We start from the raw sequence: 14,681 nt of genomic DNA, 5'->3' as shown, positions 1-14,681 counted from the left end.
ATGGCCGGCCACACCGACAACGAGATCACCGTCAAGGCCCCCGTCGACCTCGTGTGGGAGATGACCAACGACCTCCCCAACTGGCCGGACCTCTTCAGCGAGTACGCGTCCATCGAGATCCTCGACCGAGCCGGTGACACCACCCGCTTCCGGCTGGCGATGCACCCGGACGAGAACGGCGTCGTGTGGAGCTGGGTCTCGGAGCGCACCGTCGACCGCGCGGGCCTCAGCGTCCGGGCCCGCCGCGTCGAGACCGGCCCGTTCGCGCACATGGACATCCACTGGGAGTACGCCCCGATCCCCGGCGGCACCCGGATGAGGTGGGTGCAGGACTTCGCGATGAAGCCCGAGGCCCCCATCGACGACGCGGGCATGACCGACCGGATCAACCACAACTCCCGCATCCAGATGGAGCTGATCCGCGACAAGATCGAGCGGCACGGCCGGGAGAAGGCCGAACGCCCCGTTCCCGTCGCCGGCGGCCGCTGAAACCCGTCACCACGAGCAGGAAGGCACTCTCCCTCCCATGCACCAAGCGCTCATCGTGGCCCGTATGGCACCCGGCTCCGCACCCGACATCGCCGACCTGTTCGCGGCCTCGGACGCGGGCGAGCTGCCCCAGCTGGTCGGCGTCAAACGCCGCAGCCTGTTCCAGTTCGGCGAGGTGTACCTGCACCTGATCGAATCCGACACCCCGCCGGGCCCGGCCATCGCCGAGGTCACGGACCATCCGGAGTTCCGCAGCCTCAGCGACAGCCTGACGCGGTACATCAGCCCGCACGACCCGGAGACCTGGCGCAGCCCGAAGGACGCGATGGCCCAGCGGTTCTACCGCTGGGAACGTCCCGCCTGAGGGAGGACCGGACCGGTTCCCCACCGCACGGCCCCACGGGCCGGGACGGACGCCGCGGCGCACACCGCGCGGCGCTCCGGCCCGGCCCGTCCGGCTGCCCGGCCCGCTCGCCCGCTCGCCCGCTCGCCCGCTAGGTCACCGGGACAGCCGCAACGCCCCGGTCGGCGCCGCGGGCGCCGGGCCGAGGGTCGTGGTCCCCGGCGCCGCGCGGTGCCCCAGACCCGTGCGGTACGCGTCCAACGCCGCCTCGGTGCGCCCCGCCTGCCGCAGCAGATCGCCCAGCAGCCGGCACAGGTCGGCCAGGTCCCCCGACGCCCCGCTGCGCTCCAACAGGGCCAGCGCCCGTACGTAGTGCTCCTCGGCCGCGTCGGTGTCCCCGCGCTCCTGCGCGATCAGCCCCAGCAACCGGTGGGCCCCGCCCGCGTGCACCGCGCCGTGCCGGTCACCCAGTTCCAGCAGCTCCGCCAGCAGCGCGGCCGCCTCCTCGTACCGGCCGAGCCGGCGCAGTACGTCGGCCAGCTCCACCTCGACCTGCGCGGTGTAGAGCGCGGCCCGGCGCGCCGCCAGCATGTCCCGCGCCGTACGCAACTCGACCTCGGCCGCGTGTAGTTCGCCGTTCTGCGCCTGTACGTACCCGCGCATCCAGTGGCAGTGCGCCAGGTCGGCGCCCAGGCGCAGCTGCCGGTAGATCGCCTGCGCCTTGGCCAGTGAGGCATCGGCGTCGGCGGGCCGCCCCTCGGCGAGGAAGGTCCGGGCCACCTGCCGGTGCATGCCCGCGACCAGGGCCGGATCCCCGACCCGGGGCGCGAGCGCCAGCGCGAGTTCGGCCGCGTGCGCGGCCCGCGCGTGCGCCCCCATGTCGATGTAGGGGCCGATGACCGCCGCGTAGAGCAGCACCAGCGCCTCGGGATCGGGCAGCCCGCCCGTGTTGAGCTCGTCGATGGTGGATTCGAGCAGGTAGCAGGCGTAGCGCAGCTCTCCGGCCAGCAGCAGTGCGACCGCGCGGCCGCGGATCGGCCGGGCCCTGCGGTGCAGCGGTTCGCCCTCCAGCAGGCGCTCCGCCGCTTCGAACCGGGCCACGGCGTCGGCGAGTTCACCCGATTCCAGGGCGCAGTCGCCGAGGCCCAGCAGCGCCTCGGTCCGCTCCGCGGTCAGGTCGAGCCGCTCCGCCTCGGCCAGGAGCGGCCGGTAGCGGTCGGCGGCCTCGTCGGCGGCGCCGGTGGCGAGCGCCCGCTGTGCGTCGGTCAGGCCGAGCCGCAGCTCGGTGGCCAGAGCGGCGGGCCGGCCGGTGACCAGCTCCTCGTAGCCGACGCCCAGGCGCCCGGCGAGGAAGCGCAAGGCGGTCTCGGAGGGGCGGACCTTGCCCGCCTCCAGCGTCGAGACGTACGCGGCGCTGTAGGCCGGATAGGCCAACTGCTTCTGGGTCAGACCGCGTTCTGCCCGCAGTCGCTGAACCCTGTGCCCGATCTCGATCGGTTCGTCCATCAATGCTCCCTGATCACGCCAACGCGCCGCCGAGGGAACAGTATTGGGGCGCGCGGACCATTGCGCACGCCTCCTGCGCCCCCTAATTTAAGCAACCGATTCATTCCGCTTAATCAGTCACTTAACTTCCGTACTTCCGTTGCTCAACTTCCTTGTCATAGGGGGCATTTCGTGGGACGAGCGCATTTCGTGAGATCGGGGCACTTCGCGGGGCGGGGGCGGTCGCCGAGGCGGATCGTGCGCGCGGTCGCAGTGGCGTGCTGCGCCACCGCCGTGCTGCTGGCCGCGGGACCGGGCGACGCGAGCGCCGACCCGGCGCCGCGCCCGACCGCCGCACCGCCCGGCGGCGCCCGCGTGCCGGTGGAGGTGCCGGGGCCGGAGCACGGCGGCGAAGCCGGGTCCGGATCGGTCGAGGTACCGGCGGCGGGCCGGGCGAAGCCCGGGCTACGGCTGCCCGAGGCCGGGCGGGCGGGCGACGGGGCCGTCACCAAGATGATCGACAACGGCGCGGTGGCCGACCGCCTCGACATCGTGGTCGTCGGCGACGGCTATACCGCCGCGGAGTTGGACCGCTTCCACATCGACGCCAAGGAGAAGTGGGCCGAGCTCTCCGCGGTCGAGCCCTACGCGAGCTACCGCAACCTCTTCAACGTCTGGACGGTCGACGCCGTCTCCCGGGAGTCCGGCGTCTCCGGCGACCCCGACCCGGCGACGGTCCGCGACACCGCGCTCGGTTCGTACTTCTGGTGCGAGCAGATCGAGCGGCTGCTCTGCATCGACCAGCCCAAGGTGGACGGTTACGTGGCCAAGGCGCCCGCGGCCGACCTGGTGATCGTCCTCGCCAACAGCGCCAAGTACGGCGGCGCGGGATACAACGAGCCCAGCGCGACCCTCGGTTACGCCGGCATATCGACCGCCTCGGCGGGCCACCCGAAGTCCGGGCAGGTCGCCGTCCACGAGACCGGCCACTCGCTGGGCAAGCTGGCCGACGAGTACTTCTACCCCGGGGTCCCGGAGTACGAGCACTACACCGGTCCCGAGCCCGCCGACTCCAACACCTCCACCCTCGCGGCCGGTCCGATGGGCGAGCGGCGCACCAAGTGGTACCGCTGGCTCGGCGAGACCTCGCCCGACGGCGGTGCGGTAGGCGCCTACGAGGGCGGCGGATACTTCGTCACCGGCCTCTACCGGCCGACCGACGCCTCGATCATGCGGGTCCTGGGCAAGCCCTTCAACCTGCCCGGCGTCGAGGCGATGATCGCGGGGTTCCACCAGTACGCGCGGCTGGCCACCCCGCTCGCCCCGACCGGGCGCACCCTGCGGCTGCGGGATGCCGCGAAGGTCTCCGTACCCCGGCTGACCGGCCCGGACGGGCGGCAGCCGGTGGTGCGCTGGTACCTGGACGGGCGCGAGCAGAAGCGGTTCGAGGGACGCAAGGAGGTGTACGTCGGCGAACTGTGGCTCTTCGACCTGCGGGCGCACCGGCTGACGGTCACGGTCGAGGACCGCACGCCCTCGGTGCGCGACCCGGAGCTCGCCCGCAAGCTGCGGTCGTCGGTCGAGTGGCAGGTCCGTCTGTAGCGCGCACCCACGGATCGGTCCGGCCATTGCGGTCAACTCCGGCCGAAAAGGCGGGAAAAAGGGTGGGGCGGGAGCCCGGGAAGGCAAGGATGATCACTCATGTCCGTGGCCGGACCGGGCCCGCGGACCGCAGAGAACGGGAGACGCAGATGCCTTCCCCACGCCTCGACCGACGCCACCGGATCCGCCACCACCACCGCATCAGGAGTACCGCGGCCACCGCCGCCGTACTGCTGTCCCTCCTGGCCGGCGCGGCCCCGGCGGCGGCGACCGCCGCCGACCGCCCGGCCCCGGGGCCGGCCCGGAACGCGCCCGGGCCCCGGCCCGCCGACCTCGACCGGCAGCGGCTCGACCAGGACCTCGACGCCGTGCACGCGGCGGGCCTGTACGGCGCCTACGCGGCGGTGCGGGACGGCGCCGACCGGTGGCGCGGCGCCACCGGCTTCGCCGACGTCGACACCCGGCGGCCCACCCGACCCGACATGCGCCACCGGATCGGTAGCATCACCAAGACGTTCACCGCGGTCGCCGTGCTCCAACAGGCGGCCCGTGGCCGGATCGAGCTGGACCGGCCCGTCGGCGACTACCTGCCGGACCTCGTCCCGGGCGAGCGCGGCCGCAAGATCACCGTCCGCATGCTGCTCAACCAGACCAGCGGCATCGCGGACTACCTGCCGATGGCCTTCCCGTCCCTCCTCCAGGGCTCCCCGCAGAGCCTGGACGACAACCGCCACCGCCACTTCCCCCCGACCGAGCTGATCGGGTACGGAGTGGGCGCGCCGCAGGTCTTCGAGCCCGGCGCGCGCTGGTCGTACTCCAACACGAACTACATCCTGCTCGGCGAGCTCCTGCGCGCCGCCGCCGGCGAGGACCCGGAGACCGTCATCACCCGTGACGTGATCCACCGCGCCCACCTGCGCGACACCTACTTCCCCGGCGCCGAAACCACGGTGCGCGGTCCGCACGCCAAGCTCTACGAGTCGTTCTTCGGCCACATCGACCCGCCCCGCGACTACAGCGAGTACGACATGTCGTGGGGCGGCACGGCGGGCGCCCTGGTCGCCACCATGGACGACGTCAACACCTTCTACCGCGCCCTGCTCCAAGGCCGCTTGCTGCGCCCCGAACAGCTCCGGCAGCTGCTGACCACCGTGCCCGTCAAGGACGCGGGCGGCCGGGAGACGATGCGCTACGGCCTCGGCATCGTGCGGGTCGACACCCGGTGCGGGCCGGTCTGGGGCCACGACGGCGCCGTCTTCGGCGGCGGCACGCTGGCCCTGTCCTCGACGGACGGCGGGCGCCAGCTCGCCCTCGGCTCCACCCTGTCGAAGTACGAGCGGCTGGACGCGAGCGGCAACCCGCTCCCGAACGCCATCGACGCGGCCAGGAGCGTCTTCATCGACGAGGCCCTGTGCGGCGGCGCGGCAGCGGGACCCGGCGCCCGCACACCCGACCCGGACGCCTCGCGCGGCCCGGACGAGGGACTGCTGCGGCGGGTGGCGCCCCGCGGCTGACGGACGAGCGCCGGGCCGCGGGGGAGGGGCTCAGCCGTTCGCCGCGTACTCCCAGAAGGCGCGCATCGGCGGCGGCGGGGTCGGGCCGCCCAGCTCCAGCTGGGTCAGCAGGATCGAGACGGCGCCGGTCGACGGCACGAGGTGCGCCGCCGTGCCGGTGCCGCCGACCCAGCCGTAGCGGCCCGGCACGTTCCACGGATCGCGCACCTGCACGTCCACCGACCCGCCGAAGCCCCAGCCCTGGCCCTCCAGGAAGAGGTCGCCCCCGGAGCGCTGGGCCGGAGTCAGCCAATCGGTGGTCATCATGCGCACCGACTCCGGCGACAACAGCCGGCCGGTACCCGCTGCCACGGCCCCTCCGGCGAGCAGCATCCGCGCGAAGGCGTACCAGTCGTCGACGGTCGAGACCAGCCCGCCCGCGGCGGACGGGAACGCCGGCTCACGGCTCCACTGACCCTCGCGGGCGTCCACCAGCTCCCACGTACCGCTCCCGTCCGCGGCGGCCCGGTACTGCTCGGTGAAGCGGCCCAGCGAGGCCGCCGGCACCGCGAAGCCGGTGTCGACCATGCCCAGCGGAGCGAAGACCCGCTCGTCCAGGAACCGCGCCAGGGGCTGCCCCGCGACGCGCGCGATCAATACGCCCAGAATGTCCGAGCAGGTGTTGTAGAGCCAGGCCTCACCCGGCTGGTACAGCAGCGGGATCCGCGACAGCCCCTCGATCCAGGCGTCCGGCGGCGCGACGCGCTGCGGCTGCGGGGGGCCCTGGAGCAGCTCGCTGAAGAGCAGGCCGACCGCTGGGAGCGAGAAGTCCTCCGGGAAGCCGTACCCGGCGCGGAAGGTCAGCAGGTCGGACAGGGTGATCGGGCGCAGCGCCGGCACCACGTCGTCGACGGGGCCCGACGGCGTACGGACGACCACCCGGTCGGCCAGCTCCGGCAGCCAGGGCGTGACCGGAGCGTCCAGCGCGAGCAGCCCCTCCTCGACCAGCAACATCACCGCCGCGGCGGTGATCGGCTTGGTCAGCGAGGCGATGCGGAAGATCGTGTCCCTGGCCATCGGGGCGCCGCTCCGGGCGTCGGAGGCCCCCACGGCCGCCACCTCCACCGCGTCCCCGCGGGCCACCAGCGCCACCGCGCCCGGCAGCGTCCCCGCGTCCACCGGCGCTTCCAGGATCCCGCGCAGACCGGTCATGTCCCCACACTCCCCACTCGCGATGCTACGGCCGGGCACGCTCCCGCGGCCGGCCCCTCGGAGTGAGGACTCCCGGGGCCGCCCGAAATCATCGCCAGACACCCCCTAGTGCCGCGTCAGGCAGCGTTTGCCCGTTGAGGAGCGTCGCGACGGGGCGAACGTTGCCTGACGCGGCACTAGCGCATGTCCATGCCCGGGTCGTCGATGCGGCTCTCCTGCTCGCTCTGCTCCTGCAGCCGGCGCGCCTTGTCCTGGAGCCGCTTGCGGTCCTGCGGGTCGGCGGCGCGCTCGGCCGCCTCGTTCAGCTCCTGCGCCTTGGCGCGCATCTGCCCGGCCCGGCCGCCGGGCTCGCCTGCAACGCTCATGATGACTCCTCGGATCGGTGGGGAGAGCGGGCGCATTCAGCGAAGCAGCAGTGCGGCGCATCCGCATCCCGGGACGCCGGCTCCGGCCCCGCCGGCGTTCGAGGCGCCCCCGGAGGGCGAACCGGGGACCGCCAGGATCCGGCAGAGCTGCCCTAGAAGGGGCCCATCCGCAGCTGCGCCCAGGTGTCGGCGCCGACGATCCCGTCCGGGGTCAGCCCCCGCTGCTGCTGGAAGCGCCGGGTGGCCTCGGCGGTCGCCGCGCCGAAGGCGCCCTCGGTCTCGGTCTCCGACCAGGACAGGGCCGCTCTTGCCCACGTCGATCCCGGAATGCCGAAAATGGCCTGATCCGATTTCCGGAGTGTCAACTTCCCATATCGGACTGATACGTTCCGCGAGTTGATCTTGCCGGCCGCCCCCGCGTGGCACCGGCGATCCCCTCGTGCAAGGAAACCCACATTGGTCCGCCAGCCGTCACACCGCCATGCCGCGTCGTTCACCCGCGTCGCGCTGCCCGTCCTGCCCGCGCTCCTGCTGGCCCTGGTACCCGCACTCCCGGCGGCCGCCGCCGAGACGCCGCACCTGGACTCCGTCGAACGGACGCTCCGCCAGGTCAGCCCCGGCCTCGAAGGCCGCGTGTGGGAGCGCAGCGCGGGCAACACCCTCGACGCGTCCACCCCGGGCGGCGGGGACTGGCTCCTGCAGACACCCGGTTGCTGGGGCGACGCCACCTGCACCGAGCGCCCCGGGACCCGGCGGCTGCTCGACAAGATGACCGAGAACATCTCCCGGGCCCAGCACACCGTCGACATATCCACCTTGGCGCCGTTCCCCAACGGGGCCTTCCAGGACGCCGTCGTCGCCGGCCTCAAGGCCTCGGCCGCCGCCGGGAACAAGCTCACCGTCCGCGTGCTGGTCGGCGCGGCCCCGGTCTACCACCTCAACGTCGTGCCGTCGAAGTACCGCGACGACCTGGTGGGCAAGCTCGGCGCCGACGCACCGAACGTCACGCTCAACGTCGCCTCGATGACCACCTCCAAGACCGGGTTGTCCTGGAACCACTCCAAACTCCTCGTGGTCGACGGCCAGTCGGTCGTCACCGGGGGCATCAACGGGTGGAAGGACGACTACCTCGACACCGCCCACCCGGTGACCGACGTCGACCTCGCGCTGAGCGGCCCCGCGGCCGCGTCCGCCGGGAAGTACCTGGACGAGCTGTGGTCCTGGACCTGCCAGAACAAGGGCAACATCGCCAGCGTCTGGTTCGCCTCCTCCAACGGCGCCGGGTGCCTGCCCGCGCTGGCGCGACCGGAGCCGCGTACGCCCGCGGGCGGTGACGTCCCGGTGATCGCCGTCGGTGGACTCGGCGTGGGGATCCGGCGCAACGACCCGACCTCGACCTTCCAGCCGACCCTGCCCACCGCGGCCGACACCAAGTGCGTCGTCGGCCTGCACGACAGCACCAACGCCGACCGCGACTACGACACGGTCAACCCGGAGGAGAGCGCGCTGCGCACGCTCATCTCCAGCGCGGGCGCGCACATCGAGATCTCGCAGCAGGACCTCAACGCGACCTGCCCGCCCCTGCCCCGCTACGACGTCCGGACCTACGACGCCCTCGCCGCGCGCCTGGCCGCGGGCGTCAAGGTCCGGATCGTCGTGAGCGACCCCGCCAACCGCGGCGCCGTGGGCAGCGGCGGTTACTCGCAGATCAAGTCCCTCTCCGAGATCAGCGACACGCTCCGCGACCGCCTCGCACGGATCACCGGTGACCAGGCCGGCGCCAAGGCCGTGATGTGCTCCGGGCTCCAGCTCGCCACCTTCCGCAGCTCGGCCAACCCGACCTGGGCGGACGGGCGCCCGTACGCCCTGCACCACAAGCTCGTCGCCGTGGACGGAGCCGCCTTCTACATCGGGTCGAAGAACCTCTACCCCGCCTGGCTCCAGGACTTCGGTTACGTGGTGGAGAGCCCGGCCGCGGCCGAGCAGTTGCGCGCGCAGCTCCTCGCGCCGCAGTGGCAGTACTCCAAGGCGACCGCCACGGTCGACTACGAGCAGGGCATCTGTCGCTGATATCAGGACATTCGGCGCCACAGCCGGAATGCAGGGGCATGGCCATTACTTCGGCCATGTCCCTGCTGCCGTCCGGGGGCGCCGCGGGGGCGTCGAGCGGGACGCGGCAGCGTCCGGGCGCTCGGGTGCGGGTACGTCGATCCGTTCGCGCCAGCCGGGCCGCGGACCGCGGGCCGGCCCCGACCGCAGGGAATGTGCCACGGGCAGCTGCTGGCCCTCGACGGGTGCAGGGCACACCTTGTTGAGTCGTGCCGCCCAGCTGTTGATCTATTTGAGGAGCATTCATGAGCACGGTTCGTTCTGCTTTCGCCCTCGGTGCGGCCGCGTTCGCGGTCACGGCGGCGCTCGTCACTCCCGCATCGGCGGCGGCGGACCCGGGCGCGGCCCCCAAGCCCGCGAAGTTCTGCACCTACGTCGTGGACACCGGCCAGGGCGGTTGTTTCGGGACCAGGGCGCAGGCCGCCGAGTTGGGCGCGAGCGCCGAGTACAAGGACCTCGGCAAGATCTGGAGCGATGCCAACTCCAACGGCAGCGAGTTCACCTTCCGCGGCAGCGTGGGTTGCAACTGGCGCTACCCGGAGTTCAACAGCCTCGCCAAGTGGGGCTGGAACGACATCGTCAGCTCGGTCGAGGGCGTCACCTGCCCGATCACCCTGTGGGAGCACGGGGACTTCCGGGGAGCCCACCAGACGTACTACGGCTACAACGCCTACGTCGGTGACGGCATGAACGACAAGGCCTCTTCGGTCAGCTTCGACCTGCGCTGATCGCGCGGTGCGCCGCGGCCCCCGGGCGGGGGTCGCGGCGCACGGCGGAGCGGGGCTCAGTGGAACAGCATGGAGGCGCCGCCGGCGGCCGTGGTGACCGATCCGGGGCACAGGAAGCTCCCCGAGGTCTTGGTCGCGGTGAAGGCCTGGTTGAGGTACTTGCGGGTGGCGCCTTCGCGGTTCCACACGATGTTGGTGGCCTTGTAGCGGCAGGAGATGAAGCTCTGCTTGCCGGTGATGTCGATCGCGTCGGTCTTCGCGACGCCGCTCGCGTCGTCGAAGGCGAAGGCGGGATTGTTGTTGAGGCTCGCGGTGATGCCGCCCGTACAGGACAGGTTGCCGCCGGGCGTGTTGATGGTGGTGCGGTCGATCGTCAGCGCGGCGGGGGGATTCGCGCTCGTCCTGGCGTTGGTCCAGGTGCAGGTGTTGCCCGCGACCACGATGACGCCGTCGGCCCGCTGGTCCGCGGTGGGGCCGAGGGCGATCGCCGCCGAGGATCCGGCGAGGACCGTGGCGGCGGCCAGGGCGGTCAGGCCCGTCCATTTCCTGATGCTCATCATGTGCTCCTCATTGTCATGTCCTCGTGGGGGTGGACCGACGCGCCGTGGAACGTCCCACAAGGACCTTGAAATGTCAGGCCCATGTCAAGCAATTGGCCGAATGGCTCCCCTCGCGCGGCGACCGGCGGCGGCGTCGGCCCTCATGAGGAGCGGGATCAGTGCGTAGGCGGCCACGGGGACGACCACCGCGGTGAGGATCAAGGTCCGCAGGGGCAGCGGGAGGTCCGACGTGGCCGGGCCGAGCAGGCCGAGGGCGAGGGTGATCGTGGGGTAGACGGCCAGCCAGGTGATCAGTGCCCGGCGGTGAACGGAGGGGCCGGTCGGGGCGGCGGACGCGGTGCGGTCGGGGGTGGTGGCGGAGGGGGTGATGGGCGGGGCGATGGGCGGGGCGGCTGACGGTGCGGGCGCGGCGTCGGGCATGGGGTCTCCTGGTCGTGGCGGTGCCGAGCGGCTGGAATCCTGATCTCCAACCAACTGGTTGGAGTCTTGCACATGATCCGACCCATCTCCAACCAGAAGGTTGGAGATGGGTTAGGATGCGGCCCATGGCCTGGGACACCGCACGTACGAAACAGCTCCTGCTCGACGCCGCGGTCGAGGAGTTCGCCGAGCACGGCCCCGAGGGCGCCCGGATCGCCCGCGTCGCGACCCGGGCGGGCGTCAACAAAGAGCGCATCTACCAGTACTTCGGTGGCAAGGAGAAGCTGTTCGTCGCCGTCCTGGAGGCGGAACTGCAGAAGCTCGCCGCCGCGGTACCGCTGGCGCCCGAGCAGGCCGAGGACCTCGGGGACTACGCGGGCCGGATCTTCGACTACCACCAGCGGTACCCGCACTTCGTCCGCCTGCTGGCCTGGGAGGGGCTCCAGTGCCAGGACCGGGTGGCCGCCCAGTGCGAGCGCACCGACCACTACGACGAGAAGATCGCGGCCATCGCCGCCGCGCAGCGGGCCGGCGCCGTCACCGGCGCCGTCGCCCCCGGCCAGATCATGCACAGCGTGATCTCGCTGACCGTCTCCTGGTTCAACCTGCCCCAGCTCTCCCGGATGCTCGTCCCCGGCGTCGCGGACGACGGCGCCGCCGCGCAGCGCGCGGCCCTGGTCGACGCGGTCCGTCGCCTGACGGCCTGACGGCCTGACGGCCTGACGGCCAGGCGGCCAGGCGGCCTGACGGCCGGGCGTCAGACGGTGACGACGGACTTGCCGCGGACGCGGTGTTCCGCCAGGCTCCGCACGGCTTCGGGTGCCTCGCTCAGCGGGTACGTCCGGTCCAGGGCCGGTGTCAGCCGGCCGGCTCCGACGAAGTCGGCGAGCACGTCGAGGTCCTCGTACCGCTCCGCCGCGGCCATCGGGCGCAGCCGCTGGCCGACGAAGAGCGAGAGCAGCGCGGCCCGGAGCAGCCGGCCCATCCCGCCCGACCAGCGGCCCCCGGCCTCGTTGCCCACCAGGACGAGCGTCCCCCGGGGCGTGAGGGCGCGCCGCAGCCGGGACAGGGGCCTGCCGCCCGCGATGTCGAGGACGAGGTCGTAGCGGGCCGGCGCCCCGCCCGCCGCACCCGTAGCCGTCCCCGCGCCCGCGCCGATCTCCGCGCGCGTGTAGTCGATGACGTGGTCCGCGCCGAGCGAGCGGACCAGGTCGGTCTTGGCGGTCCCGCACACCCCGGTGACCTCCGCGCCGTACGCCTTGGCGAGCTGTACGGCGTACGACCCCACGCCCCCGGAAGCCCCGATGACCAGCACCTTCTGTCCCGCGCGGATGCCCCCGCTGTCGCGCAGGGCCTGGAGGGCGGTGAGCCCGGACACCGGCAGCGCGGCGGCCTGCTCGAAGCTCAAGGAGGCCGGCTTCAGGGCGAGTTTGGCCTGCGGCGCGCACGCGTACTCGGCGAAGGCGCCCTTGCCCATGCCGAACACCTCGTCGCCCGGCCGCAATCGCGTCACGTTCGCGCCGACCGCCTCGACCGTGCCCGCCATGTCCATGCCGGGTATGCGGTACTTGGGCCGTCGTAGCCCGTAGCCCATCAGCCGGACCAGGTACGGCGTCCCCGTCATCAGGTGCCAGACCCCGGCGTCGACCCCGGCCGCGCGCACCCGCACGAGGACGTCGTCGTCCCCGGGGACGGGCCGCTCCACGTCGGCGTCGAACCTCATCGCGTCGGCCGAGCCGTACGCGTCCTGGACGATGGCTCTCATGGCCCCTCGCTTCCCTTGTCGGTGGTGCTGTCGGTAGTGCTGCCGGTGCCGGTGTCCGTGCCGGTGTCGGACGCGTCGTCGTCCGGGTACTGGAAGACCGTGTCGAGCGGGACCCGGAAGGCGCGGGCGATCTGGAACGCCATCTGGAGCGAGGGGGAGTAGCGCCCCTTCTCGATGGCGATGACGGTCTGGCGCGTCACGCCGATCCGGTCCGCGAGTTCCGCCTGGGTCATCTCCCCGTGCGTGAACCGCAGGGCGCGGATGCTGTTGGTGACCTCCGTGGGCTTCACCATGCCTGGAAGCCCCCCCGGTAGGCGGCGATCTTGGCCATGGAGCCGAGGACCGCCGACAGGACGAAGGCCAGGTAGACGGCGTTGGCGATCCAGAAGTAGTCCAGCTCGGCCATCGCCATCAGGAGCGCCGCCACCCCGCCGATGGCGACGAACGACTGCCCGATGTGCTCGCCGAACCGGCTGATCTCCCGGTCGCGCTGGTCCGTGCGCCGGCCGCTCCCGGGGGAGCCGATGCCCACGGCGATGTTGACCGCGATCGTCGCGGCGATCGAGCCGCCGATCGACCACAGCATCAGCGGTACGTACGCCACGTCCGCGGGAGAGCCGCCCCCTGCCCGGCCCAGCACCAGCGAGAGGTACACCGCGTACGCCGCGACGGCCACCAGCCCCATGGTCCAGGCGCGCTTCTCTTCGAACGACACGTGCACCCTCCGTTCCCGTGTAAAGCATCTTTGACACGATGAACGTAAGGTCTGCTTGACCTCGTGTCAATGTTTCTTTACCTCGTGTGGCGTGCGGGCGGATCCGGGCGCCCGTGTGACCCGCCCGGGTGACATGAGGGGTGTCGAGGTGGAACGGATCGTCCGGCGTGACTGTCTACCCTGACGCGCACCTGAAGCGGTGCGCCCCGGACCCGGGGGTCCGGCCCGGAACATCGCAGAGAGCAGTTCTGATCCGTGAGTCTGATGAGTAACGCGTTCCTGGTGACCATCCTGCTGGGTACGGTGCTGGTGTTCGCGGCCGGTGTGTGGCTGTGGCCGCGGCTCGCGCGGCGCAGCTGGCGGGCCGTGCTCGGTCGCGTCGGCCTGATCCTCACCGCGCAGGTGCTCGTGCTGGCCTCGGTCGGGCTGGTGGCGAACCGGACCTTCCTGCTGTACGCCTCGTGGGGCGACCTGTTCGCCGGGCAGAAGACGGAGGCCTCCCAGCAGGGCGGCGACCTGCCCGGTGGCGTCGCGGTCAAGGTCCTCGGCCGGCAGAAGCCCGAGGTGCCCGGCAGCGCCGAGCCCCGGTCGGCCGGGGTGGTCGAGAAGGTCATGCTGAAGGGCGAGCGGTCCCGGCAGGGCGGCGAGGCGTACGTCTACCTGCCCCCGGAGTACTTCCAGAAGGGCAACGAGCACCGGAAGTTCCCCGCGGCGGTCGTCCTCACCGGCTACCCGGGCATGGCCGAGAACCTGGTGCGCAACCTGAAGTACCCGAGGACGGCGTGGACGCTGGCCAAGGAGAAGAAGATGCCGCCGACGATCCTGGTGATGATGCGGCCGACCGTCGTGCCCTTCAACTCGCAGTGCATCGACATCCCCGGCGGTCCGGCGACGGAGACCTTCTTCGGGACCGATCTTCCCAAGACGATCGCGGGGGCCTACCGGACCGGCACCCAGGCGCGCGACTGGGGCATCATCGGCGACTCCACCGGCGGGTACTGCGCGTTGAAGATGGGCCTCCAGCACCAGGAGACCTACTCCGTGGCGATCGGTCTGTCGGCCGACTACAAGCCCGAGGTGGACGCGCAGTCCGGCGACCTCTTCCACGGGGACAAGAAGCTGGAGAAGCGCTCCGACCTGATGACGAACCTGGAGAAGCTGCCCAAGGGCAAGTCCTCCTTCCTGGTCACCACCTCGCTCATCGGCGAGTCGAACCTCAAGCCGACGCGGGAGTTCGTCGAGAAGGTGAAGGACCGCGCGAACGTCTCGTCGATCACCCTCGACAGCGGCGGGCACGGCTTCAACACCTGGCGCCGGGAGATCCCGCCGGCGATGGAGTGGATGGGCGCCCGCCTGGGCAAGTGACCCCGCTGGGCACGTGACCCCGAGCGCGCC

At 72.1% G+C, this 14,681-nt stretch carries 17 protein-coding genes; 8 read left to right on the top strand and 9 right to left on the bottom strand.

Annotated features, from left to right (window positions below):
* Both ACIQWR_RS10670 and ACIQWR_RS10665 read left to right on the top strand, forming a co-directional pair.
* Entirely contained in the window at positions 1-489 is a 489-nt protein-coding gene (locus ACIQWR_RS10670) for an SRPBCC family protein (RefSeq protein ID WP_399257278.1), read from the top strand.
* A gap of 37 nt (positions 490-526) precedes the next feature.
* Positions 527-853, top strand: coding sequence for a TcmI family type II polyketide cyclase (locus ACIQWR_RS10665; RefSeq protein WP_399257280.1), 327 nt, complete (start codon positions 527-529; stop codon positions 851-853).
* 135 nt (positions 854-988) lie between these two features.
* Here the strand turns inward: ACIQWR_RS10665 and ACIQWR_RS10660 are convergent, their stop codons facing one another.
* Positions 989-2,338, bottom strand: a complete 1,350-nt coding sequence (locus ACIQWR_RS10660; protein WP_404006622.1) for a tetratricopeptide repeat protein — start codon at positions 2,336-2,338, stop codon at positions 989-991.
* Positions 2,339-2,575: 237 nt separating this feature from the next.
* Here ACIQWR_RS10660 and ACIQWR_RS10655 point away from each other — a divergent pair, with 237 nt between their 5' ends.
* Positions 2,576-3,919, top strand: coding sequence for a M64 family metallopeptidase (locus ACIQWR_RS10655; RefSeq protein ID WP_404006621.1), 1,344 nt, complete (start codon positions 2,576-2,578; stop codon positions 3,917-3,919).
* A 149-nt stretch (positions 3,920-4,068) separates the two neighbouring features.
* Complete coding sequence (locus ACIQWR_RS10650; protein WP_404006619.1) at positions 4,069-5,433, top strand: serine hydrolase domain-containing protein; 1,365 nt, start codon at positions 4,069-4,071, stop codon at positions 5,431-5,433.
* A 30-nt stretch (positions 5,434-5,463) separates the two neighbouring features.
* On the opposite strand, the gene ACIQWR_RS10645 is transcribed toward ACIQWR_RS10650, so the two are convergent.
* The 3 genes from ACIQWR_RS10645 to ACIQWR_RS10635 all read right to left on the bottom strand — a co-directional run bounded on the left by ACIQWR_RS10645 (position 5,464) and on the right by ACIQWR_RS10635 (position 7,354).
* Complete coding sequence (locus tag ACIQWR_RS10645) at positions 5,464-6,624, bottom strand: serine hydrolase domain-containing protein (RefSeq protein ID WP_404006617.1); 1,161 nt, start codon at positions 6,622-6,624, stop codon at positions 5,464-5,466.
* A gap of 176 nt (positions 6,625-6,800) precedes the next feature.
* Complete coding sequence (locus ACIQWR_RS10640) at positions 6,801-6,989, bottom strand: DUF6381 family protein (protein WP_385772484.1); 189 nt, start codon at positions 6,987-6,989, stop codon at positions 6,801-6,803.
* Positions 6,990-7,141: 152 nt separating this feature from the next.
* Entirely contained in the window at positions 7,142-7,354 is a 213-nt protein-coding gene (locus tag ACIQWR_RS10635) for a peptidoglycan-binding protein (protein ID WP_404006615.1), read from the bottom strand.
* 91 nt (positions 7,355-7,445) lie between these two features.
* Between ACIQWR_RS10635 and ACIQWR_RS10630 the strand changes: the two genes are divergently transcribed.
* Positions 7,446-9,059: a phospholipase gene (locus ACIQWR_RS10630; RefSeq protein ID WP_404006613.1), complete on the top strand. Its 1,614-nt coding sequence runs from the start codon at positions 7,446-7,448 to the stop codon at positions 9,057-9,059.
* A gap of 284 nt (positions 9,060-9,343) precedes the next feature.
* Positions 9,344-9,826, top strand: a complete 483-nt coding sequence (locus tag ACIQWR_RS10625; RefSeq protein WP_404006611.1) for a hypothetical protein — start codon at positions 9,344-9,346, stop codon at positions 9,824-9,826.
* Positions 9,827-9,882: 56 nt separating this feature from the next.
* Here the strand turns inward: ACIQWR_RS10625 and ACIQWR_RS10620 are convergent, their stop codons facing one another.
* Entirely contained in the window at positions 9,883-10,383 is a 501-nt protein-coding gene (locus ACIQWR_RS10620) for a hypothetical protein (RefSeq protein WP_404006609.1), read from the bottom strand.
* 87 nt (positions 10,384-10,470) lie between these two features.
* Positions 10,471-10,806, bottom strand: coding sequence for a hypothetical protein (locus ACIQWR_RS10615; RefSeq protein ID WP_404006607.1), 336 nt, complete (start codon positions 10,804-10,806; stop codon positions 10,471-10,473).
* A 125-nt stretch (positions 10,807-10,931) separates the two neighbouring features.
* Between ACIQWR_RS10615 and ACIQWR_RS10610 the strand changes: the two genes are divergently transcribed.
* Complete coding sequence (locus ACIQWR_RS10610) at positions 10,932-11,513, top strand: TetR family transcriptional regulator (RefSeq protein ID WP_404006605.1); 582 nt, start codon at positions 10,932-10,934, stop codon at positions 11,511-11,513.
* 50 nt (positions 11,514-11,563) lie between these two features.
* Here ACIQWR_RS10610 and ACIQWR_RS10605 read toward each other — a convergent pair whose 3' ends face one another.
* Genes ACIQWR_RS10605 through ACIQWR_RS10595 form a run of 3 tightly spaced genes read right to left on the bottom strand, consistent with a single transcriptional unit; the run spans position 11,564 to position 13,286 of the window.
* The gene (locus ACIQWR_RS10605; RefSeq protein WP_404006603.1) at positions 11,564-12,571 is read right to left on the bottom strand and encodes an NAD(P)-dependent alcohol dehydrogenase; all 1,008 of its coding nucleotides are present in this window, start codon (positions 12,569-12,571) and stop codon (positions 11,564-11,566) included.
* The gene (locus ACIQWR_RS10600; protein ID WP_404006601.1) at positions 12,568-12,864 is read right to left on the bottom strand and encodes a helix-turn-helix transcriptional regulator; all 297 of its coding nucleotides are present in this window, start codon (positions 12,862-12,864) and stop codon (positions 12,568-12,570) included. Before ACIQWR_RS10600 ends, ACIQWR_RS10605 begins: the two co-directional genes overlap by 4 nt.
* A complete protein-coding gene (locus ACIQWR_RS10595) occupies positions 12,858-13,286 on the bottom strand; it encodes a hypothetical protein (protein ID WP_404006599.1) in 429 nt (142 codons plus the stop codon). Before ACIQWR_RS10595 ends, ACIQWR_RS10600 begins: the two co-directional genes overlap by 7 nt.
* A 255-nt stretch (positions 13,287-13,541) precedes the next feature.
* Here ACIQWR_RS10595 and ACIQWR_RS10590 point away from each other — a divergent pair, with 255 nt between their 5' ends.
* On the top strand, positions 13,542-14,651 hold the full coding sequence (locus ACIQWR_RS10590; RefSeq protein WP_404006597.1) for an alpha/beta hydrolase: 1,110 nt from the start codon (positions 13,542-13,544) through the stop codon (positions 14,649-14,651).
* Positions 14,652-14,681: the final 30 nt, after the last annotated feature.

It is taken from the genome of Streptomyces sp. NPDC098789 (genome assembly GCF_044759975.1).
In the GTDB taxonomy this organism is placed as follows: Bacteria; Actinomycetota; Actinomycetes; order Streptomycetales; family Streptomycetaceae; genus Streptomyces.
This window is presented reverse-complemented; position numbering and strand designations above follow the sequence as displayed.